This is a genomic window from Microbacterium sp. 3J1 (assembly GCF_001049495.1).
Classification (GTDB): Bacteria; Actinomycetota; Actinomycetes; order Actinomycetales; family Microbacteriaceae; genus Microbacterium.
This window is the reverse complement of the sequence record NZ_CDWI01000011.1, coordinates 347,349-372,018: the sequence shown is the minus strand read 5'-3', so window position 1 is coordinate 372,018 and position 24,670 is coordinate 347,349. Positions and strand designations below refer to the sequence as shown.

Annotated in this window: 24 protein-coding genes and 1 tRNA gene; 12 read left to right on the top strand and 13 right to left on the bottom strand. The window is 69.1% G+C overall.

Annotated features, from left to right (window positions below; genetic code table 11):
* Window position 1: 1 nt before the first annotated feature.
* The gene (locus tag BN2660_RS10760; RefSeq protein WP_176697211.1) at window positions 2-1,045 is read right to left on the bottom strand and encodes a 4-hydroxy-3-methylbut-2-enyl diphosphate reductase; all 1,044 of its coding nucleotides are present in this window, start codon (window positions 1,043-1,045) and stop codon (window positions 2-4) included.
* Window positions 1,046-1,135: 90 nt separating this feature from the next.
* Between BN2660_RS10760 and xseA the strand changes: the two genes are divergently transcribed.
* The 6 genes from xseA to BN2660_RS10730 all read left to right on the top strand — a co-directional run bounded on the left by xseA (window position 1,136) and on the right by BN2660_RS10730 (window position 6,534).
* Window positions 1,136-2,428, top strand: coding sequence for an exodeoxyribonuclease VII large subunit (gene xseA, locus BN2660_RS10755; RefSeq protein WP_091231500.1), 1,293 nt, complete (start codon window positions 1,136-1,138; stop codon window positions 2,426-2,428).
* Between the two features lie 32 nt (window positions 2,429-2,460).
* Window positions 2,461-2,697: an exodeoxyribonuclease VII small subunit gene (locus BN2660_RS10750; protein WP_255305119.1), complete on the top strand. Its 237-nt coding sequence runs from the start codon at window positions 2,461-2,463 to the stop codon at window positions 2,695-2,697.
* On the top strand, window positions 2,697-3,341 hold the full coding sequence (locus tag BN2660_RS10745) for a DUF4245 family protein (RefSeq protein WP_255305118.1): 645 nt from the start codon (window positions 2,697-2,699) through the stop codon (window positions 3,339-3,341). The genes BN2660_RS10750 and BN2660_RS10745 overlap by 1 nt, the downstream gene beginning before the upstream one ends.
* The gene (locus BN2660_RS10740; RefSeq protein ID WP_091231494.1) at window positions 3,338-4,027 is read left to right on the top strand and encodes a carbonic anhydrase; all 690 of its coding nucleotides are present in this window, start codon (window positions 3,338-3,340) and stop codon (window positions 4,025-4,027) included. Before BN2660_RS10745 ends, BN2660_RS10740 begins: the two co-directional genes overlap by 4 nt.
* Window positions 4,024-5,418: a class II fumarate hydratase gene (locus tag BN2660_RS10735; RefSeq protein WP_091231490.1), complete on the top strand. Its 1,395-nt coding sequence runs from the start codon at window positions 4,024-4,026 to the stop codon at window positions 5,416-5,418. Before BN2660_RS10740 ends, BN2660_RS10735 begins: the two co-directional genes overlap by 4 nt.
* Window positions 5,419-5,700: 282 nt before the next feature.
* Complete coding sequence (locus BN2660_RS10730) at window positions 5,701-6,534, top strand: type IV toxin-antitoxin system AbiEi family antitoxin domain-containing protein (protein ID WP_091231486.1); 834 nt, start codon at window positions 5,701-5,703, stop codon at window positions 6,532-6,534.
* A 125-nt stretch (window positions 6,535-6,659) separates the two neighbouring features.
* On the opposite strand, the gene BN2660_RS10725 is transcribed toward BN2660_RS10730, so the two are convergent.
* The 4 genes from BN2660_RS10725 to BN2660_RS10710 form a co-directional block, all read right to left on the bottom strand.
* Window positions 6,660-6,866, bottom strand: coding sequence for a YbdD/YjiX family protein (locus BN2660_RS10725; RefSeq protein WP_091231482.1), 207 nt, complete (start codon window positions 6,864-6,866; stop codon window positions 6,660-6,662).
* A complete protein-coding gene (locus BN2660_RS10720; RefSeq protein WP_091231478.1) occupies window positions 6,866-9,097 on the bottom strand; it encodes a carbon starvation CstA family protein in 2,232 nt (743 codons plus the stop codon). The genes BN2660_RS10725 and BN2660_RS10720 overlap by 1 nt, the downstream gene beginning before the upstream one ends.
* A gap of 139 nt (window positions 9,098-9,236) precedes the next feature.
* Complete coding sequence (locus tag BN2660_RS10715) at window positions 9,237-10,523, bottom strand: RNA 5'-3' helicase PhoH2 (RefSeq protein ID WP_255305180.1); 1,287 nt, start codon at window positions 10,521-10,523, stop codon at window positions 9,237-9,239.
* A gap of 287 nt (window positions 10,524-10,810) precedes the next feature.
* A complete protein-coding gene (locus BN2660_RS10710; RefSeq protein WP_091231473.1) occupies window positions 10,811-11,590 on the bottom strand; it encodes an isoprenyl transferase in 780 nt (259 codons plus the stop codon).
* Window positions 11,591-11,687: 97 nt separating this feature from the next.
* Between BN2660_RS10710 and BN2660_RS10705 the strand changes: the two genes are divergently transcribed.
* The gene (locus BN2660_RS10705) at window positions 11,688-12,416 is read left to right on the top strand and encodes a PAQR family membrane homeostasis protein TrhA (protein ID WP_091231469.1); all 729 of its coding nucleotides are present in this window, start codon (window positions 11,688-11,690) and stop codon (window positions 12,414-12,416) included.
* Between the two features lie 23 nt (window positions 12,417-12,439).
* Here the strand turns inward: BN2660_RS10705 and BN2660_RS10700 are convergent, their stop codons facing one another.
* Window positions 12,440-12,724 carry a hypothetical protein gene (locus BN2660_RS10700; RefSeq protein WP_255305117.1) on the bottom strand — a complete coding sequence of 95 codons (285 nt, stop codon included), beginning with the start codon at window positions 12,722-12,724 and terminating at the stop codon, window positions 12,440-12,442.
* Window positions 12,725-12,793: 69 nt separating this feature from the next.
* Here BN2660_RS10700 and BN2660_RS10695 point away from each other — a divergent pair, with 69 nt between their 5' ends.
* Entirely contained in the window at window positions 12,794-13,180 is a 387-nt protein-coding gene (locus BN2660_RS10695; protein ID WP_091231466.1) for a DUF4307 domain-containing protein, read from the top strand.
* A 96-nt stretch (window positions 13,181-13,276) separates the two neighbouring features.
* Window positions 13,277-13,765: a transcription elongation factor GreA gene (gene greA, locus BN2660_RS10690; RefSeq protein ID WP_091231464.1), complete on the top strand. Its 489-nt coding sequence runs from the start codon at window positions 13,277-13,279 to the stop codon at window positions 13,763-13,765.
* A gap of 66 nt (window positions 13,766-13,831) precedes the next feature.
* On the opposite strand, the gene ilvA is transcribed toward greA, so the two are convergent.
* Both ilvA and BN2660_RS10680 read right to left on the bottom strand, forming a co-directional pair.
* On the bottom strand, window positions 13,832-15,061 hold the full coding sequence (ilvA, locus tag BN2660_RS10685; RefSeq protein WP_091231460.1) for a threonine ammonia-lyase: 1,230 nt from the start codon (window positions 15,059-15,061) through the stop codon (window positions 13,832-13,834).
* Window positions 15,058-16,254, bottom strand: coding sequence for an AI-2E family transporter (locus BN2660_RS10680; protein WP_091231457.1), 1,197 nt, complete (start codon window positions 16,252-16,254; stop codon window positions 15,058-15,060). The genes ilvA and BN2660_RS10680 overlap by 4 nt, the downstream gene beginning before the upstream one ends.
* 80 nt (window positions 16,255-16,334) lie before the next feature.
* On the opposite strand from BN2660_RS10680, the gene BN2660_RS10675 reads away from it, so the two are divergent.
* A complete protein-coding gene (locus BN2660_RS10675) occupies window positions 16,335-17,591 on the top strand; it encodes a winged helix-turn-helix domain-containing protein (protein ID WP_091231454.1) in 1,257 nt (418 codons plus the stop codon).
* Window positions 17,588-18,097 carry a hypothetical protein gene (locus tag BN2660_RS10670; RefSeq protein WP_091231451.1) on the top strand — a complete coding sequence of 170 codons (510 nt, stop codon included), beginning with the start codon at window positions 17,588-17,590 and terminating at the stop codon, window positions 18,095-18,097. Before BN2660_RS10675 ends, BN2660_RS10670 begins: the two co-directional genes overlap by 4 nt.
* Before the next feature lie 90 nt (window positions 18,098-18,187).
* Here BN2660_RS10670 and BN2660_RS10665 read toward each other — a convergent pair whose 3' ends face one another.
* From BN2660_RS10665 to BN2660_RS10655, 3 genes are all read right to left on the bottom strand, one after another.
* Window positions 18,188-18,754 carry a LemA family protein gene (locus BN2660_RS10665; RefSeq protein WP_091231448.1) on the bottom strand — a complete coding sequence of 189 codons (567 nt, stop codon included), beginning with the start codon at window positions 18,752-18,754 and terminating at the stop codon, window positions 18,188-18,190.
* 88 nt (window positions 18,755-18,842) lie between these two features.
* Window positions 18,843-20,156, bottom strand: a complete 1,314-nt coding sequence (locus tag BN2660_RS10660) for a D-arabinono-1,4-lactone oxidase (RefSeq protein ID WP_091231445.1) — start codon at window positions 20,154-20,156, stop codon at window positions 18,843-18,845.
* The gene (locus BN2660_RS10655; RefSeq protein WP_091231442.1) at window positions 20,153-21,400 is read right to left on the bottom strand and encodes an alanine racemase; all 1,248 of its coding nucleotides are present in this window, start codon (window positions 21,398-21,400) and stop codon (window positions 20,153-20,155) included. Before BN2660_RS10655 ends, BN2660_RS10660 begins: the two co-directional genes overlap by 4 nt.
* Before the next feature lie 475 nt (window positions 21,401-21,875).
* Here BN2660_RS10655 and BN2660_RS10650 point away from each other — a divergent pair.
* Window positions 21,876-21,948: transfer RNA gene (locus BN2660_RS10650), tRNA-Leu, on the top strand.
* Between the two features lie 10 nt (window positions 21,949-21,958).
* On the opposite strand, the gene BN2660_RS10645 is transcribed toward BN2660_RS10650, so the two are convergent.
* Both BN2660_RS10645 and BN2660_RS10640 read right to left on the bottom strand, forming a co-directional pair.
* The gene (locus BN2660_RS10645; RefSeq protein WP_091231438.1) at window positions 21,959-22,855 is read right to left on the bottom strand and encodes a hypothetical protein; all 897 of its coding nucleotides are present in this window, start codon (window positions 22,853-22,855) and stop codon (window positions 21,959-21,961) included.
* 288 nt (window positions 22,856-23,143) lie between these two features.
* The gene (locus tag BN2660_RS10640; RefSeq protein WP_091231435.1) at window positions 23,144-24,649 is read right to left on the bottom strand and encodes an NAD(P)/FAD-dependent oxidoreductase; all 1,506 of its coding nucleotides are present in this window, start codon (window positions 24,647-24,649) and stop codon (window positions 23,144-23,146) included.
* Window positions 24,650-24,670 lie beyond the last annotated feature (21 nt).

Sequence of the window (24,670 nt, the reverse complement as noted above, 5' to 3'; positions counted from 1 at the left end):
CTCAGGCGCTTCCGCCAGACGCGCGGCCTCCCAGCGCACGGGCGTCACGCTGGCCGGACGAGTCCTGGCGCAGCTCCTTCGGCAGGGAGAACATGAGGTCCTCCTCGGCCGTCTTCACCTCTTCGACATCGCGGTAGCCCGCACCCGCCAGCGCGTCGAGGACCTCGCGCACCAGCACCTCGGGAACGGATGCACCGCTGGTGACGCCGACGGTCGACACGCCGTCGAGCCACTCCTGCTTCACCTCTTCGGCGTAGTCGACCCGGTAGGCCGCCTTGGCGCCGTACTCGAGGGCGACCTCGACGAGACGCACGCTGTTCGACGAATTGGACGACCCTACGACGATCACGAGATCGGCGTTCGCGGCGACCTTCTTGATCGCGACCTGGCGGTTCTGCGTCGCATAGCAGATGTCGTCGGACGGCGGATTGTGCAGCTCGGGGAAACGCGTGCGCAGACGATTCACGGTCTCCATGGTCTCGTCCACCGACAGCGTGGTCTGCGAGAGCCAGACCACCTTGGACGGATCCTTGACCTGCACCGTATCGGCTTCCTCCGGCGAGTTCACGACGGTGACATGGTCAGGCGCCTCGCCTGCTGTACCTTCGACCTCCTCGTGACCCTCGTGACCGATCAGGAGGATCTCGAAGTCGTCGCGCGCGAAGCGCACGGCTTCCCGGTGCACCTTGGTCACGAGAGGGCAGGTCGCATCGATCGCGTGCAGTCCCCGATCGGACGCTGCGTTCACGACGGCCGGCGAGACCCCATGCGCGCTGAAGACGACGTGGGCGCCTTCGGGCACCTCGTCGACCTCCTCGACGAAGATCGCACCCTTCTCCTCGAGTTCCGTCACGACGTGGATGTTGTGCACGATCTGCTTGCGCACGTAGACGGGTGCGCCGTAGCGCTCCAGGGCCTTCTCGACCGCGACCACGGCGCGGTCGACGCCGGCGCAGTACCCGCGCGGGGCTGCCAGCAGAACACGCTTCTGTCCGACCACCGGGTTATCCTGAAGCCGCCCTACCGCCGCACGCACTCGTGGGATACGCGGAACAGGGAGATGAACGGCAGTCGAGGTCACTCGACAATTCTACCGCCGAGAACCTGAGCAGGAGCGGGAAGGTGCACTGAGCGGATGACGGTCTTCGAAGCGTCGACACGCCCCGGCGAGACCCCGCCTGCGGATGCGGTCGCTCCTCGCGACTCGTCGGCGGACGCCCCGACCTCCGTCGCCCGTCTGAACGCGACGATCAGGGACTTCGTCGCCCGCTGGAACACCGTGTGGGTCGAAGGCGAGATCACGTCATGGAACGTCCGCGCCGGCAACATCTTCGCGCGGCTCAAAGACACTCGCTCCGACGCGCAGATCTCCATCAGGATCTGGTCGAGCGTCCGCCCGCGGATCCCCGACGACCTGGGTGTCGGCGACCATGTGGTCGCCGCGGTGAAGGCCGACTACTTCGTCAAGGCGGGCGACTTCAGCTTCGCGGTCTCGGCGATGAAGCACGTGGGACTGGGCGATCAGCTGGAGAAGCTCGAGAAGCTGAGGATCCGCCTCCGGCAAGAGGGGCTGTTCGAGTCGTCGCGCAAGAAGCGGCTGCCGTTCCTCCCCCACGTCATCGGACTCATCACGGGCGAGCGCTCCGACGCAGAGAAGGACGTGCACCGCAATGCCGAGCTGCGGTGGCCGCAGGTGCGGTTCCGTACCGAGTACGCAGCCGTGCAGGGTGACAGGTGCGTTCCGGAGACCCTCGCGGCACTCGCGCGACTGGATGCGGATCCCGAGGTCGACGTCATCGTGATCGCGCGAGGCGGCGGAGATCCGCAGACGCTCCTCGGGTTCAGCGACGAGCGTCTGGTACGCGCTGTCGCGGCGGCCACGACTCCGGTGGTCAGCGCCATCGGACACGAGAACGACCATCCGCTCCTCGACGACGTCGCCGATCTGCGAGCATCCACTCCGACGGATGCCGCAAAACGGGTGGTGCCGGACGTCAGCGAGCAGAGGGCCGTGATCGCGCAGCTGCGCTCCCGCATGACCACCCGTCTGACGCAGAGGCTGTCGCACGACATCGCGCAGCTCGAGCAGCTGCGGTCGCGTCCGGCCCTGCGTTCTCCCGACCCGATCATCGAGACGAGGGCTCAGGAGCTCTGGCTCCTGCAGGCGCGCGGCCGCGACACCGTCACGCGGCGCCTGGACTCCGCCGGCCGTGCCACGAGCGAGCTCCGCGCATCGCTGCGCGCGCTCTCGCCTGCTGCGACGCTCGCTCGGGGGTACGCCATCGCGCATCTCGACGGCGGCGTCATCCTGCGGGACGCCGCGGATGCCCCCGCGGGCAGCGGCCTCACCATCACCGTCGATCGCGGGTCGATCGCCGCCCGCTCCGAAGGCGAGATCGACGAGACGTCGGCTCGTCGCTCGGGCTGAGGCCGCCCCGGGCACCGCGTAAGATGGAGGGCGTGAGTGCGCTGAACGACACCCCTGTGGACACGCTGTCGTTCGAGGCCGCTCGCGACGAGCTCGTGAAGGTCGTCTCCGAACTCGAGCAGGGAGCGCCGACGCTCGAGCAGTCGCTCGCCCTGTGGGAACGCGGTGAGGCGCTCGCCGCCCGCTGCGAGGAGTGGCTCCTCGGCGCGAAGCGCCGGCTCGAGGCCGCGCGCGCCGGAGCATCCGATTCCACCGACGAGGACGCGTAGTGGACAAGCCCGCGCCGATCGTCGCCGAGCTCGGCCGCCCGGAGACCCCCGAGGAGACGGCCGCGCGCAAGGCCGCCTCGAGCAAGGCGTACCGCTCGAGCCAGACGTTCCGCAGTCTCATCGCCGCGCTCATCGCCACCCTCGCCATCCTTCTGGTGATCGTGCTCGCTGTTCCCCGCGGCGAGCCGGCATCGGCGCCGAAGGTCGACCTGGTCGGCATCGCGGCTGACGTCGAATCCACCATGGGCAGCCCCGTCGTCGTCCCCGATCTCGATGACTTCTGGAGGGTCAACGCGGCAGAGCTCTCCACCGGCGCCCCCGCCGTCTGGGATGTCACGCTCGCTCCCGCCGCCGAGGACGAGCGCGGCTTCATCCGGCTCGCTCAGGCCTTCGGCACCGACTCGTCCTGGGCGCCGCAGCGCCTGAACGGCATCGCCCCCACCGACACGACCTCGATCGGCGGCCTCGAGTGGGACGTCTACGAGCTCGGCGACGCCGGCGCGAAGCAGAACGTCTCCTACGCGATCGGCACCCAGGCCGGTGACGACTACGTGCTGCTCTACGGGTCTCGTTCCGCGGATTCGACCGCCGAGCTCGCGGAGTCGCTCCTCCCCCAGATCCGCGAACTCTCGGAGTCCTCATGACACACGCGCTCTCCCCCGCCGCCGCCTGGACGCAGATGCAGGAGGGGAACCAGCGTTTCGTCGCCGATGAGCCGAAGCATCCGAACCAGGATGTCGCGCGACGCAAGAACCTCACCGAGGCGCAGCACCCCGTGGCGACGCTGTTCGGATGCTCCGACTCGCGCCTCGCTGCGGAGATCATCTTCGACCTGGGGCTGGGAGACCTGTTCGTGGTGCGCAACGCCGGACAGGTCATCGGTGAATCGATCGTCGCGAGTCTCGAATACGCGGTCGTCGTGCTCGAGGTGCCCCTGATCGTCGTCCTGGCGCACGATTCCTGCGGTGCCGTGCGCGCCGCGATCGACGGCACGGCCATCGACGCCGCGCCCCTGCCGCCGCACATCTGGAAGCTGATCTCGCCGATCGTCCCCGCCGCCCGCAAGGTGCTGGCGGAGAGCGGCGGGACCACGGTCGCCGAGATCGACGCCGAGCTGGTCGGGCAGGAGCACCTGCGCAACACCGTCGGCGACCTGCTGCAGTCGTCGGAGATCATCGCCAACGCCGTCGCCGAGGGCCGACTCGGCATCGTGGGCGCCAACTACCGTCTGGCCGAGGGCACCGCGGTGCCCGTCGTCACGGTGGGAATCGACACCGACGGAATCGACACCGAGGGGCAGAGCCCCGCAACCAAGGAGGGTTCGGAATGACCGACACCGAGTACCGCATCGAACACGACACCATGGGCGAGGTGCGGGTGCCCGTGAACGCGCTCTACGGGGCACAGACGCAGCGTGCGGTGGAGAACTTCCCGATCTCGGGCAAGGGCCTGGAGTCGACGCAGATCGCTGCGCTCGCGCGCATCAAGAAGGCCGCGGCGCTGGCGAACAAGGAGCTCGGCACGCTCGACGGCGCGATCGCGGATGCGATCGCCCAGGCCGCCGACCAGGTCGCGTCCGGCGTCCACGACGGCGAGTTCCCGGTCGACACGTACCAGACCGGCTCGGGCACCTCGTCGAACATGAACATGAACGAGGTGCTCGCGACCCTCGCGACCCGCATCCTCGGTGCGAACGTGCACCCGAACGACCATGTGAATGCCTCGCAGTCGTCGAACGACGTGTTCCCCACGTCGGTGCACATCGCCGTCACCCAGGCTCTCATCGACACGCTCATCCCGGCTCTCGACCACCTCGCGGTCGCCCTCGAGGCCAAGGCCGAGCTGTGGAAGGGCGCCGTGAAGTCCGGCCGCACCCACCTGATGGACGCGACGCCCGTGACGCTCGGTCAGGAGTTCGGCGGATACTCGCGGCAGATCCGTCTCGGCATCGAGCGCGTGCAGTCGGCGCTCCCCCGGGTCGCCGAGGTGCCGCTCGGCGGTACTGCCGTCGGCACCGGCATCAACACCCCGCTCGGCTTCCCCCAGAAGGTCATCGCCCTGCTCGCCGCCGAGACCGAGCTGCCGATCACCGAGGCGAAGGACCATTTCGAGGCCCAGGCGAACCGTGACGGCCTCGTCGAGACCTCCGGCGCGCTGCGCACGATCGCGGTCTCGCTGACCAAGATCAACAACGACCTGCGGTGGATGGGCTCCGGCCCCAACACGGGTCTCGGCGAGCTGCACATCCCCGACCTGCAGCCCGGATCCTCGATCATGCCCGGCAAGGTCAACCCCGTCGTCCCCGAGGCCGTGCTGATGGTGTGCGCTCGCGTGATCGGCAACGACGCGACGGTCGCGTGGGCCGGAGCATCCGGTTCCTTCGAGCTGAACGTCGCGATCCCCGTCATGGGCACCGCGCTGCTCGAGTCGATCCGCCTGCTGGCGAACGCGTCGCGCGTGCTCGCCGACAAGACCATCGACGGACTCCAGGCCAACACCGAGCGCGCGGCCGCGTTCGCGGGCATGAGCCCGTCGATCGTCACGCCGCTCAACAAGCTCATCGGCTACGAGGCCGCAGCGAAGATCGCCAAGCACTCGGTCGCCAAGGGCATCACCGTGCGCGACGCCGTCATCGACCTCGGCTACGTCGAGCGCGGTGACCTCACGCTCGAGCAGCTCGACGAGAAGCTCGATCTGCTCTCGATGACCCACCCGGGCTGAGCCCGACTGATCGGATGCCGCAGGGACGCGTTCCCTGCGGCATCCGTCGTTTCCGGCGGTCCTGTCGCCGCCGGCCGCTTCATCTGCTGCCCGAACCGCACGCGTCGCCCCGCTCTGCACACGCTGAATCGTTCCCGAGTGCGCCGTCCGCGGCATCGTGTGCAGATCGGGCGTGCGCGACCTCCCCTCCACCACGTTCGCCAGAGCAGGGCCGTACACCCCCGACGGGGTTCCGGTTCGCGAGACCGACATCCGGTGGGTGCCTGACGGCATGGTGGGCGGATGCTCTCCGCGCACGACACCATCCAACGCCTCGGCGGCCTCGCTCGGGGTGCGCATCTGCAGCGGCTCGGCTTCGACAGACGCGCGCTGTCGCGGATGGTCGCAGCGGGCCAGATCGAGCGCCTTCGGCCGGGGGTGTTCGGCGTAAGCCAGGTGGCGGAGGACGTGCGTGGGGCGACTCGACACGGCGGTGCCCTGACCTGCGTCTCCGTCCTCCGCCAGCACGGCATCTGGACCCTTCCGACCGAGGATGCACTGCATGTCTGGCTCGCTCCCGGCCGCCACCTGCTCCGGCACGAGAACTGCACCTGCGTCACCCATTACTACCGCGGGACGCCGCCGCTCGGATCGGTGTCGGTCGCGGTCGCACTCGTCCACCTTCACCGATGTTCGGGAGATGAGGCGTTCTTCGCCGCGTTCGAATCCGCCTGGCGACTCGGCTTGCTCTCACGGGCGGCGCGTTCACAGATCCGAGCGGCTCTTCCGCAGAATTCGCGGTGGCTTGTGGATCTCGCACGAGCGGACGCCGACAGCGGGCTGGAGTCTCTTCTTCGTCTGCGCCTGCACATCCTCGGCATCCTCCTCGAATGCCAGGTCTCGATCCGAGGCGTCGGCCGTGTCGACTTCGCCATCGGCGGTCGCGTGATCCTCGAGGCGGATGGGCGACGCAACCACGACGGCTCGCTCCGTCATAAGGACCTCGTCCGCGATGCGGCAGCATCCGCTCTGGGGTACGAGACCCTGCGTTTCGACTACGCGCAGATCATCCACGACTGGTCGACCGTGCAGAGCGCGGTGGTCGCAGCCCTGCAGCGCTCGTCCGAGCGCCGATGACCACATGTGCCTGTCGGCCGCCCGCATCGCACGCGTCGCCCCGTTCTGCACGGAAGAACCAGGATCCCGTGTGCGTTTCGGGGCCGCGTGTGCGTTCCGGGCACGCCGGAACGACCGGACTGCTGTCAGCAGCAGCGGGCGCCCGGGTCGGCATCCTGCGAGGCGTAGTGGCGGCGCCAGAACTCGCGCTCCGACAGCGGCTCGCGGTCGGGATGCTGCGACCGCTCGTGAGCGACGTAGTCGGCGTAGCGCGATTGACCGGTGAGACCGTTCAGATACCAGGCGACCGCATGCCAGACCCGGCGAGCCCGGTCCGCCGCGACGGCGACCATCAGTGCCCCCTCGTCGGCTGAGCGGATGCCGACAGCTGGTTCCACTCCTTCTCCAGCGCGCGTTCCTCGGACGAGGCGATCAGCCCTGCGGGCGCATAGCGCCGCGAGGGCACCGCCGGGTCCTCGTGGTCGACGACCGGCCCTGGGCGCAGCGCCTGGAACACCTTCACGAGCGAGATCGCGATGACGATGACCGACAGCACGAGGAACGTGACGGACAGCACGCCCTGGATCATCGTGTTGCGGACGACCGCCTCCATCGCTGCGACGCTCGTGGCCGTGCCGAACGACGTCTCCCCTGCGGCGAGCGCGTCGCGGAAGGCGATGTGGTTGGCGAAGTACCCCACCTGCGGCACCGTCGAGAAGATCTTCTGCAGGGATGCCGTCACCGTGACGACCGTGACGAAGGCGAGCGGCACCGCCACCACCCACAGTGCCTTGAACGTGCGCCGCCGCGCGACGATGGTCAGCACGACGGCGAGCGCGATCGCGGCCAGGAGCTGGTTCGCGATGCCGAAGAGCGGGAACAGGGTGTTGATGCCCCCGAGCGGATCGGTGACGCCCATGATCAGCACCGCACCCCACCCGGCCACCATGACGGCCGTGCAGATCCACGCGCCGGCCCGCCACGAGGTGTCCTTGAAGCGAGGGACGAGGTTGCCCACCGAGTCCTGCAGCATGAATCGCGCCACTCGAGTGCCTGCATCCACGGCCGTCAGGATGAACAGCGCCTCGAACATGATCGCGAAGTGGTACCAGAACGCCATCATCCCCGTGCCGCCGATCCACTGCTGCATGATGTGCGCCAGCCCCAGAGCGAGTGTGGGCGCGCCGCCGGTCCGCGACACGATCGACTCCTCGCCCACCGCCTCCGCAGTGCTCGTGAGCATCTCGGGGGTGAGGTTCACCCCGGCCAGTCCCAGGCTGTTCACGAACTGCACAGCCCCCTCCACGGTGCCGAGGGTGGCCGCCGGCGAGGAGTTCATCGCGAAGTACAGGCCGCGGTCGATGGAGATCGCTGCGACGAGAGCCATGATCGCGACGAACGACTCCATGAGCATTCCGCCATAGCCGATGAAGCGCGTCTGCTTCTCCTTCTCGATCATCTTCGGCGTGGTGCCCGAGGAGATCAGTGCGTGGAATCCGCTCAGGGCCCCGCACGCGATCGTCACGAACAGGAACGGGAAGAGCGCCCCGGACCAGACCGGACCCGTCTCACCCCCGGCGAACTCGCTGAAGGCTGGGACCGTGATCTCGGGCCGCACGAACACGATGGCGACCGCGAGCGCCACGATCACCCCGATCTTCATGAAGGTCGAGAGGTAGTCGCGAGGTGCGAGGAGGATCCACACCGGGAGCACCGCGGCGATGAAGCCGTAGATGATGATGCCCCAGGCGATCGTGGTGCGGTCGAGCGTGAAGATCGCCTGACCCCAGTCGGTCTCGGCGACCATGCCGCCGCCGATGATCGCGGCCATGAGGAGGACGAAGCCGATGAGCGAGACCTCGGTGATCTTGCCGGGGCGGATCCACCGGAGGTACGCGCCCATGAACAGCGCGATCGGGATCGTCATCGCCACCGAGAAGACGCCCCAGGGGCTCTCCCCCAGTGCATTCACGACGACGAGAGCGAGGATCGCGGTGATGATGATCATGATGAGCAGCGTGGCGATGATGGCCGCCGTCCCGCCGAACCGGCCCAGCTCGTCGCGGGCCATCTGTCCGAGCGAGCGACCGCCGCGTCGCATCGAGAAGAACATCACGAGGTAGTCCTGCACCGCACCCGCGAGCACGACGCCGACGATGATCCACAGCGTGCCGGGGAGGTACCCCATCTGCGCGGCGAGCACCGGGCCCACGAGGGGTCCGGCCCCTGCGATGGCAGCGAAATGGTGACCGAACAGCACGCGGCGGTCGGTCGCGACGTAGTCCTTGCCGTCGGCCTTGTACTCCGCAGGCGTCGCGCGCCGATCGTCGGGCTTGACGAGGTTGCGCTCGATGAACTTGGAGTAGAACCGGTAGAAGATCAGGTACGTGCAGACGGCCGCGAACACGAACCAGATCGCATTCACCGTCTCACCGCGGACGATCGCGAGCATCGTCCAGGCGACACCGCCCAGCACGGCGATCGCCGCCCAGAGCACGATCTTCAGCGGAGTCCACCGCGGCTTCTCATCCACCGCCGTCGGCGGAAGCGAGTGGTCTTCGACCGTCTTCGTTGCATCGCTCATAGCGCATCACTCCATCGTCTGCGTTCGATGCACCGAGCCTAATCCGGCCCGACGCCGGAGGAAACGCGGATCGCCGGAGCATCGGCCGGACAGACGACAGCGGATGCCGCGAAAACCGCGGCACCCGCTGTCGCTCGTCTCAGCTGAGCTCGCCACCCTCCAGGAGCTCGGTGACGAGCGCCGCGATCGCCGACCGCTCGGAGCGCATCAGCGTCACATGGGCGAACAGGTCGTGACCCTTGAGAGTCTCGATCACGCTCGCGACGCCGTCGTGCCGACCGACGCGGAGGTTGTCGCGCTGACCCACGTCGTGGGTGAGGATGACCCTCGAGTTCTGACCCATGCGGCTGAGCACCGTGAGCAGCACGTTGCGCTCGAGGGACTGCGCCTCGTCGACGATCACGAAGGCGTCGTGCAGCGAGCGCCCGCGGATGTGCGTGAGCGGCAGGACCTCGAGCAGGCCGCGCTCGACGACCTCCTCCATGACGTTGCCGGAGACGACGGAGCCGAGCGTGTCGAACACCGCCTGGCCCCAGGGCCCCATCTTCTCGCCCTGGTCGCCGGGGAGGTAGCCGAGCTCCTGGCCGCCGACGGCGAACAGCGGGCGGAAGACGATGATCTTCTTCTGCTGCTGGCGCTCGAGCACGGCCTCGAGACCCGCGCACAGCGCCAGCGCCGACTTGCCGGTACCCGCGCGACCGCCCAGCGAGACGATGCCGACCTCCGGGTCGAGCAGCACGTCGATCGCGATGCGCTGCTCGGCGGAGCGACCGTGCATCCCGAAGATGTCGCGATCACCGCGGACGAGGCGGTACTCGCCGTCGCCCGTGACGCGTCCGAGTGCCGATCCGCGTTCGGAGTGGATGATGAGTCCGGTGTTCACCGGAAGCCCCCTGGCGTCCTCGCTGATCCCGACCTCGCTCTCGTAGAGGTCGCTGATCTCGTCGCCCGAGAGATCGAGCGTGGTGATCCCCGTCCACCCCGAGTCCACCGCCTGCTCGGCGAGGTACTCCTCGGCGCGCAGGCCGAGCGACGCGGCCTTCACGCGCATCGGCAGGTCCTTCGAGACGATCGTGACGTCCTGGCCGTCCTGCGCGAGGTGCATCGCGACCGAGAGGATGCGGCTGTCGTTGTCGCTGAGCCGGATGCCGGCGGGAAGCACCGACATGTCGGTGTTCGCCAGCTCGACGCGGAGCGTGCCGCCTTCGCCGACCTCGACAGGGAAATCCAGGCGTCCGTGCTCGATGCGCAGGTCGTCGAGATGACGCAGCGCCTGACGCGCGAAGTAGCCGATCTCGGGGTCGTGCCGCTTGCCCTCGAGCTCGGTGATGACGACCACCGGGATGACGACCGAGTGCTCGGCGAACCGGAAGAACGCCTGCGGATCGCTCAGCAGGACCGAGGTGTCGAGCACATAGGTGCGCAGGTCCTGATCCGGATCGACGGACGAAGCTCGTCTCGTCGTCTTACGGGTGGACTGCTGCGCGGTGCTGGTGGACTGCTGCGCTGTACGTGAGGTCACGACCCACTCCCGACCCGGGGATTCCCGGTTATTCGAACGAGTCGACCAGGGGGTCACGAGTCGTCATCCTGAGGCCGACTCGACGGGCACCTTGCCCGATACCCAGAAGCTACGACCAGCGACCGACATTCCGTCGCCTCGACACGCCAGGGAATTGTGACGAGATGATTAACGGAGGGCGGCGTGACGGTTCAGCGACCGAACCGACGGTCGCGGTCGGCGAAGTCGCGGATCGCGCGGAGGAAGTCGACCTGGCGCAGGTCCGGTCCGAGGGCCTCGACGAAGTAGAACTCGCTGTGGGCGCTCTGCCACAGCAGGAAGTCGCTGAGCCGCTGCTCCCCGCTGGTGCGGATCACCAGGTCGGGGTCGGGCTGCCCCCCGGTGTACAGGTGCTCGCCGATCATCTCGGGCGTCAGGTGCGCGGCGAGGTCCTCGATCGTGCCCCCGGATGCCTGGTGAGCGGTGACGATGCTGCGTACCGCGTCGACGATCTCGTTGCGTCCGCCGTATCCCACGGCGAGATTCACGTGCAGCCCGGTGTGGTCGCGCGTGCGCTCCTCGGCGTCCGCGAGGACGCGGGCCAGCTCCGTCGGGAGGATGTCGGAGCGGCCGACGTGCTTGACCCGCCAGTTGCCCTCGCGGGACAGCGCCTCGGCGAGCTCGGCGATGATCTCGATGAGGTCGGCGAGCTCTTCGGAATCCCGCTTGCGGAGGTTGTCGCTGGAGAGGAGATAGAGCGACACGACCCGGATGCCGAGCTCGTCGCACCATCCGAGGAACTCGCGCATCTTGGCGGCGCCGGCGCGGTGCCCCTCGGCGGGAGTGTCGTACCCGAGCTGGCGCGCCCAGCGGCGATTGCCGTCGATCATCATCGCTACGTGGTGCGGTACGGTCGAGCGGTCGAGGTGGCGGCGCAGCCGGTTCGTGTAGAGCCGGTACAGCGGCCCTCGCCCCTGACCATCGCGTGACATCACCTCCCTACGCTACCGTGTCGCACCCGGGAAGGCGGAGGGCGGACGCTCAGGATATGTACGCCCTGCGGCATGGCGCCGCGCCTAGAGTGAGCACGTGAGCACCCCCGACTCCTCTGCCCCCGACGTCCCTCAGCTGCCTCTCCTGGACGAGGCTGCGCATGACGCGGCGGTCGAGATCAAGCCCACGTGGCGGGGCTGGATCCACGCCGCCACCTTCCCCGTGGCGCTCGTCGCCGGGGTCGTGCTGGTCATCGTCGCGCATGGCGGCGCCGCCAAGTGGGCGGCCGTCGTGTTCATGGCGACGTCGTTGCTCCTGTTCGGCAACTCGGCGCTCTACCACCGCCTCGACTGGAGCCCGAAGGTCAAGATCCTCCTGAAGCGGATCGACCACGCGAACATCCTGCTGCTGATCGCAGGCACCTACACCCCGCTGGCCGTGCTCGCCCTGCCACCGGAGAAGGGCGCGCTGCTGCTCGTCTTCGTGTGGAGCGGCGCGCTGATCGGCATCCTGTTCCGGGTCTTCTGGATCAACGCGCCGCGCTGGCTCTACGTGGCGATCTACCTGCTCCTCGGCTGGGCGGCCGTGATGTACCTCGTCGACCTCTTCCAGGCGAACCCGACGATGATGGTCCTCGTCATCGTGGGCGGCCTGCTCTACACCGGCGGCGCGATCGTCTACGCCCTCAAGCGGCCGAACCCCTGGCCCGGGCACTTCGGCTTCCACGAGATCTTCCACGTGTGCACGGTGCTCGCCTTCCTGTGCCACTGGACCGCGTGCCTGCTGATCGCGATCGACCCGCTGTCACCGTCGCTCGGCGCCTGACGCCCAGACGTCGTCGGCGGCTGTCAGGGCTTCTGCGGGTCGTCGTCGCCCTCGCGCGTGACCGGGAGGTCGGCGTCGGTGGCAGTGGCCTCGTCGGCGGCGCGTGCGGCCTCCTCAGCGTCGAGCTCCTCACGGACCTCCTCGCGGTAGCGGACACGGCGGATCCGTCGGTTCATGTCGAGGATGAGCAGGATCACGGCGACCAGGATGATCACGACGGCGGCGAAGCCGACGAAGCCGGGAGTCACGAGCTCCGGGGCCACCGTCATCGAGGGAGTCGGCATCGGGGTCGCGGTCAGAGCGAGCATGGAGTCTGCCTTTCACACACAGGTCGCATAACCTGGAGATACCAGCCTAACGACCGGAAGACCCACCTCGTGACGACCGCACAGCAGCTCGATGACCGCTACGGCCGTTCCCGGCGCCGCCGGTGGCCCTGGATCGTCGTCATCGCGATCGCCGCACTGGTCGTGGGCGCTCTCGGCTGGTCGATCGTCATGCAGCAGGTGAATGCCGTGGACGCTGACGACCTGGGGTTCGACCTGGTCGACGAGCACAGCGTGGACGTCCGCTTCCAGATCACCGGAGTGCAGGGCAAGGACGTCGCCTGCGTCGTCGAGGCCCTGGACGAGGAGTTCGGCGTCGTCGGCTGGAAGGTGGTCGAGATACCGGCCGGCGAGGCGCATTCGCAGGCGCTCTCGGTCACCGTCCCCACCGTCTCCGCGGCGACCACAGGTTTGGTGAACAGCTGCTGGGTCGCCTAGAATCGACGCAGACAGACGACGCCCTGGCACCGTGCCAGGGCGTCTTGGCATATCCCCCGACGATGATCGGCGGATACCGAACGAAGGAGCTTCGTCATGTCTACCGACGCTCAGGTTCCCTTCCTCACGCAGGAAGCCTACGACCGGCTCGTCGCCGAGCTGGAGCACCTGTCCACGACCGGTCGCGAGGAGATCGCCAAGCGCATCGAGGCCGCGCGTGAAGAGGGCGATCTCAAGGAGAACGGCGGCTACCACGCCGCCAAGGACGAGCAGGGCAAGCAGGAGGCTCGCATCCGCACGCTCGAGGGGCTGCTCAAGACCGCGAAGGTGGGCGAGGCGCCCGCGAGTCGCGGCATCGTCGAGCCCGGCACCGTCGTCACGGCCGTCGTGGCGGGCGGCGAGGAGGTCTTCCTGCTCGGCAGCCGCGAGATCGCCGCAGGCAGCGACCACGACGTCTACAGCGAGGCCAGCCCGCTCGGCCAGGCCATCCTCGGTCTGAAGGTCGGCGAGAAGTCGTCGTACGAGGCTCCCAACGGACGCTCCATCTCCGTCGAGATCGTCAACGTCGAGACCTACACGGGCTGACGCGCGACGCCCGAACACGAAGAAGCCCCGTCCGCTCGGACGGGGCTTCTTCGTGTTGGCCGAGGCTCAGTCCGGCACGACGATCGGCTGGAAGCCGGCGCGCCGGAGGGTGTCCAACGTGTGCTCCGAGTGCTCCGCGCCGCGGGTCTCGACGCTGAGCTCGAGGATGACCTCGCTGATCTGCAGGCCGTGCCCGTGCCGGGTGTGCATCGCCTCGATGACGTTCGCACCCGCTTCCGCGATGAGCTCCGACACGCGGGCGAGCTGGCCCGGCCGGTCAGGCAACGGGATGCGGATGGTGAGGTACCGGCCCGAGGCCGCGAGACCGTGCGAGACGACGCGCTGCAGCAGCAGCGGGTCGATGTTCCCGCCCGACAGCACCGCCATCGTCGTGCCGGTCGCCGTGATCTTTCCCGCCAGGATCGCCGCGACGCCCGCGGCACCGGCGGGCTCGACGACAACCTTCGCCTGCTCGAGCAGGATCAGGATCGCGCGTGCGAGATCGTCGTCGGAGACCGTGACGACCTCGTCGACGAGGTCCTTGATGATGTCGAACGGGATGGCCCCCGGTCGGGCGACGAGGATGCCGTCGGCGATTGTCGGCCTCGTGACGATGTCCACGGGGTAGCCGGCGTCGAGCGACGGGGGCACGGCGGCGGCGTTCTCCGCCTGCACCCCCACGATGCGCACCTCGCGTCCGCGCTGCGCCGCACGCGCCTTGACGGCCGCTGCGACTCCGGCGATGAGTCCCCCGCCGCCGATCCCCAGGACGATCGTGTCGACCTCGGGGACGTCGTCGAGGAGCTCGAGACCGAGCGTGCCCTGGCCGATGATGACGTCGCGGTGGTCGAACGGGTGGATGAGGACGGCGCCCGTGCGCTCGGAGAACTCGGCGGCCAGCCGCAGAGAGGTCGCGACCGTCTCACCCTCGAGCACCACCTCGGCGCCATAGCCGCGCGTGGCGAGCAGCTTGGGCACGGGCACCCCGAGCGGCATGAAGATGGTGGCGGGGATCCCGAGCGCCTGCGCGGCGAGGGCCACCCCCTGCGCGTGATTGCCTGCGGATGCGGCGACGACGCCCCGGGAGCGCTCCTCCTCGCTCATCCGGGACAGCCGGTACGCGGCCCCTCTGATCTTGAAGGAGCCGGTGCGCTGGAGGTTCTCCATCTTCAGCAGCACGGGCGCCCCGAGGACGTCCGAGAGCGCCCGCGAGGGCAGAGCGGGCGTGTGCGTGATCACCTCAGCCAGACTCTGAGCTGCGTTCTCGAACTCGGTCAGGCTGGGGACTGCGCTCACTGATTCCTCCCTCTCCGCTGTCGCGGAACCGTACTCCAGATGAGGTCGCCGCTCGGGCCGACCCCCGTTCGCCATGACCCGGAGCTGATGGTCACGGCGGCGACGTTGACGAATGCTGCCAGCGGCACCGCGAAGAGCGCACCGGGGATGCCGGCGATCATCGCGCCGCCCGCGACCACGAGGACGACGGCGAGAGGATGCACCTTCACGGCGGAGCCCATGAGCAGCGGCTGCAGGATGTGGCCCTCGAGCTGCTGGACGGCGAGGACGACGAGAAGCATCCAGAGGGCGATCCAGGGGCCGTTGTAGACCAGCGCGAGGAAGACCGCGACCGCACCGGTCACGACGGCGCCGACGATCGGGATGAACGACCCGAGGAACACGAGCACCGCGACGGGCAGCGCCAGCGGCACCTGCAGCAGGAACGCTCCGAGGCCGATGCCGATCGCGTCGATCGTCGCCACGAACAGCTGGGTCCGCGCATAGTTGACGATGGTCGCCCAGCCGTTGCGGGCCGCGCCGTCTGCGGCGGGGCGCGCGTCGCGCGGGAAGAGCTTCAGCGTCCATCGCCAGATGCCCGCGCCGTCGGCGAGCAGGCAGATCAGGATGAAGAGCGACAGCAGAGCGCCCGTGGCGACGTGGCCGACGGTCGTGCCGATCGCGAGCGCGCCCGACCAGAGCGCCTGAGCCTCCTCGTTGAGGAACGCGAGTCCCTGATCGAGGTAGTCGGCGATCTGCGTGTCGGAGAGGCTGAGCGGCCCCTCGTGCAGCCAGACCTGGAACTGGTCGAACGCCTGAGCAGAACTCTCCTGCACCTTGGGCAGCTCGGCCCTCACCTGCCAGATCACCAGCCAGAGGAGTCCGGCGACGATCGCGGCGGTGGCAAGCAGCGAGATCGCGATGGCGGCCCAGCGCGGGAAACGGTGCCGGAGCATCCAACCGAAAGCCGGCCACAGCAGGGCGGTGATCAGGATGCTCACCATCAACGGGATGACCAGGAGCTTGAGCAGCATGACCAGCCAGATGAACACGCCTGCGGCCGCGGCGATCAGCAGCAGCCGCCAGGCATAGCCCGCCGTCACGCGCAGCGGGAGCGGGACCGCGTCATCGGCCGGCGTCGTCACGGTGCGATCGGTGGAGACGGGGCGCGGACGCAGCAGCTCTGTCAGCCAGGAACGCCGCTCATCGCTCATCGCCCAAGTCTACGGCGCTCGCGACGTGGCACACGACGGCAGACGGCGCCCATGTCGGTGCCCGGCGCTACGCTGACGGCGTGACCGACACCCTCAGCTCCGCCCAGGCTCGCCGGATCGCGTTGGCCGCGCAGGGATTCACCCGTCGCCGACCGACGGCCGTCGCGGCGCGGCACATGCATCGCATGATGGAGCGTCTCGGCGTGCTGCAGATCGACTCGGTGAACGTGTTCGCCCGCTCCCACTACATGCCGCTGTTCTCGCGGCTGGGAGCCTACGAGCCGGCGCTGCTCGACCGGGTCTTCCTGTCGCGCACGACCCATTACGTCGAGTACCTCGCGCACGAGGCGACCTTCATACCGATCGACGACTGGCCTCTCTGGCGCTTCCGGATGGACCGATTCCGCGAGCGGTGGAGCCAGGACCCCTGGACGACGGCGAACGCGAGGACGCTGGAGTGGGTCAAGGACGAGCTCCGCACGCAGGGGCCGCTGCGGCCGGCCGATCTCAGAGACGACGCGCCGCGGGAGCGCGGCTCGTGGTGGGACTGGGATGACGTCAAGCTGGCGCTCGAGCATCTCTGGCGCATCGGGGATGTGGCGATCAGCGGCCGGAAGGGATTCGAACGGACATACGCACTCGCCGAACAGGTGATCCCCGACGCCATCCTCTCGAGACGGATTCCGCGACAGGACGCGATCCGAGAGCTCGTCCGCCGAGCTGCGCGATCCTCGGGCGTCGCCACCGCCTCCGACCTCGCGGACTACTACCGCATCCGCGATCGGTCCGCGGTGACGCAGTCGATCGCCGATCTCGTTGACGAGGGCGAGCTCCTCCCGGTGCACGTGCGGGGCTGGGAACGGAACGGTCGCCCGCTGCCCGCCTGGCGGCATCGCGACGCCGTGCTGCCTCGGCGGGTGGATGCCGCTGCGATCCTCACCCCGTTCGATCCGGTCGTGTGGTTCCGCGAGCGCGCTCTGCGCGCCTTCGAGCTGGACTACCGGATCGAGATCTACGTCCCGGCCGAGAAGCGACGCTTCGGCTACTACTCTCTTCCCGTGCTCGTCGGCGACCGCATCGTCGCGCGCATCGACCTGAAGGCCGACCGTTCCCGCTCGACCCTGCAGGTGCAGTCGGCGTGGTGGGAGCCGCAGGCGGATCCGGCGTCCGACATCGAGGCGATCGCGGCCGAGGTCGCTCTTGCGGCGAGCTGGCAGGGCCTCGAGAACGTCTCGGTCTCCGGGTGGGGGTCGGCCGCGCATGCCCTCCACGAGGTGCTCTCGAGCACGGATGCATCCGTCCGCCGCCATGTGCACCTCAGGGAGAGCGTCGCGTGACCCGGCGTGCGTGGTGGCTGACCGCCGGAGGCGCGGCCCTCGTGCTGGTCGTCCTCGCCGGGCTGTGGTTCTGGGAGGCCTCCTCCGACCGCGCTGAGACGCAGCCCCCAGCCACACCGACAGCGGCGCCGACGCGCTCGATCGACGTTCGAGCGCTCGCGCAGGTTGAGCTCGACGAGCACCTGGAGCAGTGCGCGGCAGAGGGCATGCCCGGCGGCGAGGCGTCACCGGGCTGCGGCATCCGCCTCCCGTGGGGCACCGAGTTCGCGGCTGTCGACGACGCTGCCCTGCGCATCGAGCAGCTGCCGCGGCTCGAGCTGGAGGGCGATTCCGACGGCGAGGGCGACTATGAGGGCTTCGTCGCGGACGGGGGCATCCTCGTGGCGACCGTCACCGGCACCGGTCACGACGGCGCACCGCGGACCGAGACCTACCGCACCGAATCCTGGTCCGTTCGCGGTGACGTCGTCGTCTCGGACGGAGCCGTGCGTCTCGAGGTCTGGTGACCGTCGGCCGGGTGAGCGCCCCCTGTCGAGCGGCCTGACATGCAAGAAGGCCCGGCACGCATCTGCGTATCGGGCCTTCGCATCAGTGCGTCAGAACTGGACGCGTGGCGGTTCGGAGATCGCGCCGCTGTCGGCGACCTCGAAGAACTCCCGTTCGGTGAAACCGAGACCCTTGGCGAACAGGTTGTTCGGGAAGACCTTGATCTTGGTGTTCAGCTCGCGCACGCCGCCGTTGTAGAAGCGGCGTGCGGCCTGGATCTTGTCCTCCGTGTCGACGATCGCCTGCTGCAGCTGGAGGAAGTTCTGGCTGGCCTGCAACTGCGGGTACGCCTCGGCGACCGCGAAGAGGCTGCGCAGCGCCTGCTGGAGGTGCCCCTCGGCGATCCCCGCCTCGCCGGGCCCGCCCGCGGAGAGCGTCTCGGCGCGCGCACGGGTGACGTTCTCGAACACGGCCTTCTCGTGCGACGCGTATCCCTTGACCGTCTCGATGAGGTTCGGGATGAGGTCTGCTCGGCGCTTCAGCTGGACGGTGATGCCGCTCCAAGCCTCGTCGACGCGGACCTTGAGCTGCACCAGCGAGTTGTACGTCGCCCAGAGATAGATCCCCGCGAGCAGGATCACTCCGACGACGATCAGTACCGGCACGAGCCATTCCATCAGAGGCCCACCCTTCCTCGTGTTTGTCCCATCTTATCGGCGCTGTCTGCGCGTCGACTGGGTGCGGCGCGCTGCCGCACCCGGCGGGTCACTCCCCGAGGACCCGCTCGAGGTGGCGGTTCGCGAATCGTCGATCGGGGTCGAGGCGGTCGCGGAGAGCGACGAAGTCGTCGAAGCGCGGATACCGCTCACGCAGAGCGTCGGCGTCGAGCGTGTGCAGCTTGCCCCAGTGCGGTCGACCTCCGTGGTCGATCATGATCTGCTCGACCGCCTCGAAGTACACGGTCGGGTCTGCCCTCCAGTACCGGTGCACCGCGATGTAGCCGGTCGCGCGCCCGTACGCGGTCGACAGCCACCGATCGTCCTCTGCAGCGAAACGGACCTCGAGCGGGAACTCGATGCGCCACCCGCGCTGCTCGATGAGCGCGCGAACCGCGCGGAAGGCGGGCACGACGTTCGCTGCCGGGAGGGCGTACTCCATCTCCCGGAAGCGCACGGTACGGCTCTGCGTGAGCACGCGGTGCGAAGCATCGGTGTACCGCCGGTCACCCGTGAGCGTGACGGCCAGTCGGTTGAACGGCGGCGTGATCGCGGGCGCGATCCGCCCGGTGCCGCACACGACCCGATACACGCCGTTCGACAGCAGCGTCTCGTCGACCCACCTCCCGAGCACGGGGAGCGGCTGCCGACGGGTGGACTCCGGCATCCGCGTCTGGCTCTTGGTGAGCGCGACGTCCGTGTGCGGGAACCAGTAGAACTCGAAGTGGTCGGCGGAGGACACGCGCTCCGAAAGGGTGGCGAGCACGTCGTCGAGAGGCGCCGGCTGATCGACGGCCTGCAGCACGAAGGCGGGCACGCACTGCAGCGTGACCTCGACGATGATGCCGAGCGCGCCGAGACCGAGAGAGACAGCCGGCAGCAGCTCCGGTTCGTGCTCCTCGTCGATGCGGAGGAGCGCTCCGTCGGCGGTGACCAGGGTGACGCCGACGACCTGGGCGGCGAGACCGCCGAAACGGGATCCCGTGCCGTGCGTGCCCGTGGAGATGGCGCCCGCGATCGATTGCCGGTCTATGTCGCCGAGGTTCTCCATGGCGAGGCCATGCGGGGCCAGCAGCCCCGGGATCCGGTGCAGGCGGGTGCCGGCGAGCAGCGTGACCCTACCGGTCGCCGCGTCCGCCGAGACGAGCCCCTGCATGTCGTCGAGCTCGAGCAGGACGCCCGGCGCGATCGCGATGCCGGTGAAGCTGTGTCCCGCGCCGACGGCCTTGATGGTGAGCCCGTGCGCGGTGCCCGCGACGACGGCACGCTGCACCCCCTCCGGGCTGCGCGGACGCTCGACCCTGATCGGCCGCACCTCAGCCGACCGCGCCCAGTTCTGCCAGGTGCCGCCGATTCTCGTCACAGGAACGCCTTCCCCTCGCCGCGATACGTCGGCAGCTCGTCGATGACCTCGTCGCCGGAGACGAGGTGATAGCGATCGAGGCGCTCAGCGCCTTCACCGCTCTTCGCATGACGGAACCACACGCGGTCGCCCACTCCGAGCTGCGTCGCCGCGGGGCCCTGCAGCGGCGTCTGCACCTCTCCCGCCGCTTCGCGGGCGAGCGTGCGGAGTCCCTGCGGCCAGACCGGAAGAGGCTGTCGGGATGCCACGGGTGGGCCGGATGCGATCCACCCGCCGCCGAGCACGGTGGCGATGTCCGCCGCGGGGCGCCGCACGACGTCGAAGGCGACAGCGGATGCCGGAGCCGGCCGGAACGAGCGGTAGCCGTCGAACAGGTGTCCGCCGAGGAGGCCGCTGCCCGCACTCGCCTCCGTGAGCGACTCGTCGCTGCCGGTGAATTCGAGCGAACCGGTTCCGCCGCCGTTCAGGAACTCGAGCGGGGCGATGTCGGTCAGCGCGGCGACGATGGCCGCGCGGCGCTGTCGCAGCTCGGATCGGGAACGTGCCTGCATGAGCCGGATGATCGGGGCGTCCGGCCCCGCCGCATCGCCCTGCCCGGCGATCTGCGCTTCGTACATCTGCAGTCCGACCAGACGGAAACCGGGTCGCCGCACGATCTTCCGAGCGAACGCCGCGACCTCCCCCGCCGTGAACAACGCCGATCGGCGAACCCCGATGTGCCCCAGGGCGGCGGAGCGCAGAGAGGCATCGGCATCGATCGCCACCCGGATGTCCGGACGCCTCCCGGCGGGCGCGACGCTGTCGACGATATCGAGGTGCGCCGGGTCGTCGACCATGAGCGTGATCCGCTGCGCGGCCTCTTCCGAGGCGAAGAGAGCCTCGAGGCCTGGTCGATCGACCGTCGGATACCCGAGCACGATGTCGTCGTGCGACTCGGCCAGCCACAGTGCTTCAGCGAGGGTGAAGGCGAGGATGCCCCGGTAGCCGGGGAGCGCGAGTACGCCGTCCAGGACGGCGCGGACCCGTACGGATTTCGAGGCCACGCGGATCGGCAGCCCTCCCGCACGGACAAGGAGGTCCATCGCGTTGTGCCGCAGCGCCTCTCGGTCGATGACCGCGACGGGTGCGGGCAGATGGCCGGTCGCCGCAGCGAGGCGAGGCCAGTACCGTGCAGGATCCTGCCATTCGGGGACGACGGCTGCGGGTCCCGTGGCGGGGCTCAGATCGGCGGTGAGGTCGAGCACTCCCCCACCCTACGGCGTCGGACACGCGGACTCACGCTTTCCGGAACCGGATCGCACACCGCGCGGATCTCATCCTCGCCCCCGCGATATTCCGGAACACTAGAGCCGCCTCCGTCATGATCGCGAGAATGCACCGTCTTGATCACTGAGGCCGTCGTTCAGACGGTCTCGTCGACCGTTTCTGGTCGATTGCCGGGGGGTAGCGATGCTGTCCCAGCAGCATCAAGGGGGAGACGGGCGCTGGGAAGCCTGTCTCCTTCGCCCGACCCGAGCCCGACGACTCGTTCCCGAGGCCACCGTCATGATCCGCATCGACGTGGGTCTTGAGTGTGGGGCTGTTCCGGAGCAGCCCCTGGTGCCGCGCCACGGTCCGCCTCCCCGGGCCGTCATGGTGCGGGCACCGGAGGTGTGGACGCCTTCCCGAGGCGTCCACACCTCGTCCTCCATGTACTCTGGGCCAGGGCCTGCGCCCTCGGCCCCCGTAGCCCAATGGCAGAGGCAGGCGACTTAAAATCGCTTCAGTCTGGGTTCGAGTCCCAGCGGGGGCACTCGGCGGGATCAGCGCCCGAAGAGATCTCCGATGCCCGGGATGCCGAGATCGCCCAGTTTCTCGCCCCAGCCGCTCGCAGTCTCACCCAGTCCCGAGACCGCCTCGCCGGCTGAGCCGACGACGCCCTCCGCCGCTCCCGACAGGCCGTCCGCGACTCCGGTCAGACCGTCGAATCCGACGCCGCTCCCGACCGCCTCGAGGTCGATGCCCTGAGCGACAGCATCGAAGTCGACGCCGAGACCCGACGCCTGCTCCAGCAGCGGCCCGGCGACACTGCTCGCCACGGCACCCGCGGCGACCACTCCTAGTACGCCCACGGCAGCGCCGCCCACGGCACCCGCGGCACCGATGCCGCCGAAACCGCTTCTGCCCCTGCTTCCGCCGCCGTGTCCTTCGCCGCGTATGCGCGACAGCAGTCCGCGCATCCGACCGGGGCTCGCCGCCTCGGTCCGGCCCGCGGCCCGCGCCAGATCATCGGGCGACGACGACGCGGGGCGTTCGGCCGGGCCGAGCTCGACGTTCATCCGCTCCTGAACCTGTGCGCGCTGAGCCGGGGTGAGCCGGGCGAAGGCCTCCCGGTGGATCTGCTCCACACGATGCGGATCCGCCGTCTGCATCAGATAGTCGTAGCGCGCGATCGCGGCGCGGTCGGCATCCGAACCGAGGCCTGCGCTCGTCGACCGCGCGGGCGGGGGCGCATAGGGATCGCTGCCCTGACGCGCGGACGGTGCCCCGTACGAAGCGCGACCGACGTCGTGCGCGCGCGGCGGCGCGTATCTGTCGTCCCCGCTGCGAGCATCTCCGGCGGTCGAAGGACCCCGCGGGTCGTCCGCCCTGCGGTCTCGACCGTCATCGAGGTCGAGAGCGTCCTTGGCGAGGCGGAGCAGTCGGTCGAGCTTTCCCATGGTGCGGTTCCTTCACGTGACGTGGGACGGCCACGGGCTCGCGTCCTGGGAAGGTGCGGGGGTCCTCGGCCGTCCGCGGATGCGGACGCCAGGTCTCCTCCACCCGAGACGGGCCGGTGGGCCGGGACCCGTCATCGGATCCGTAGTGACGACGCCACCGCATTCGGGAGTACTCCCCTTGCGCTCTCGACCGTAGCGAGGCGAGCTGTGAACGGGGTGCGAGACACACCGACACACACGACGAACGCCCCGACTCCTGAGCGGAATCGGGGCGTTCGACAGGCAGAGTCACTTGGTCGACGCGGCCTCTGCGGGAGTCTTCGCTGCGGGCTTCTCGGCAGCCGGCTTCGTCGCGGACGTCTTCGCGCCGGCGTGCTCCAGATCGGCATCCTCGTCGGAGGCCGTGGCCTGCTCGGCAGGAGCCGTGGTCGCGGGGGCCGGAGCCTCGGCCGCGGGTGCCGGAGCACTGGCAGCCGGACGCGGCCGTGCGGCGAACTCCTCGAACACGTACCGCGGGTTCTGCACGGTCTCGAGGTTCACCAGGTCGCGGCCGAGCCACAGGTTGTTCCACCAGCCCCACAGCACGCGGAACTTGCGCTCCCACGTCGGCATCGCGAGACCGTGGTAACCGCGGTGCGCGATCCAGGCGACGAAGCCCTTGAGGGCGATCTTGCCGGACTGGAAGACGCCGTTGTACAGACCGAGGCCCGCGACGGCACCGAGGTTCTTGTGGAAGTACTCCTTCGGGTCCTCGCCGCGGAGCACCGCCACGAGGTTCTTCGCGAGGAGCTTCGCCTGACGCACGGCGTGCTGGGCGTTCGGGACGCAGAAGCCGCCGACGCCGCCGCCCGAGAGGTCGGGAACGGCCGAGACGTCACCGGCGGCCCAGGCGCCCTCGACGAACGCCTCGGGGGTGCCGACGCGGAGGTCGGCGCGGGTCTGGATGCGGCCTCGCTCCTCGACGGGCAGGTCTCCGCCGCGGACGACGGTCGGGTTCGCCATGACACCGGCCGTCCAGACGATGAGGTCGGTCGGGATGACCTCGCCGGTCGACAGCTCGACGTTGCCGTCGACGGCACTGGTGAGCTGCGTGTCGAGGTGCACGTTCGCGCCGCGCTTCGCAAGGTCCTTCAGGACCCACTCGCTCGTCGGCAGCGAGACCTCGGGCATGATGCGCCCCATCGCCTCGATGAGGTGGAAGTGCGTGTCCTCGAAGCTGATCTGCGGGTACTTCGCGACCAGTGAGGAGGCGAGGGAGCGGAGCTCCGCGAAGACCTCGATGCCCGCGAACCCGCCGCCGACGACGACGACCGTCAGCAGGCGGTCACGCTCGGGACCTGCCGGGACCGACGACGCCCTGTCGAAGTTCGACATGAGGCGGTCACGGATCGCGACGGCCTCCTCGATCGTCTTCAGGCCGATCGCGTTGTCTGCGATACCCGGGATCGGGAACGTGCGCGACACCGCTCCGGCCGTCACGACGATCTGGTCGTACGCGAACTCGTACGGCTCACCCAGCGGAGGAGTGATCGTGGCGACCTTCTCGGCGTGGTTGATGTTGGTGACCTTCGCCGCGAGCACATTCGTGCGCTTGAGGTGACGACGGTGGGCGACGACGGAGTGACGCGCCTCGATGGAACCGGCGGCGACCTCGGGGAGGAACGGCTGGTACGTCATGTACGGCAGCGGGTCGACCATGGTCACGTCGGCTTCACCCTTGCGAAGGTGCTTCTCCAGCTTCCACGCCGTGTAGAAGCCTGCGTAGCCTCCACCGACGATCAGAATCTTGGGCACAGTGCTGTTCTGAGGCACAGA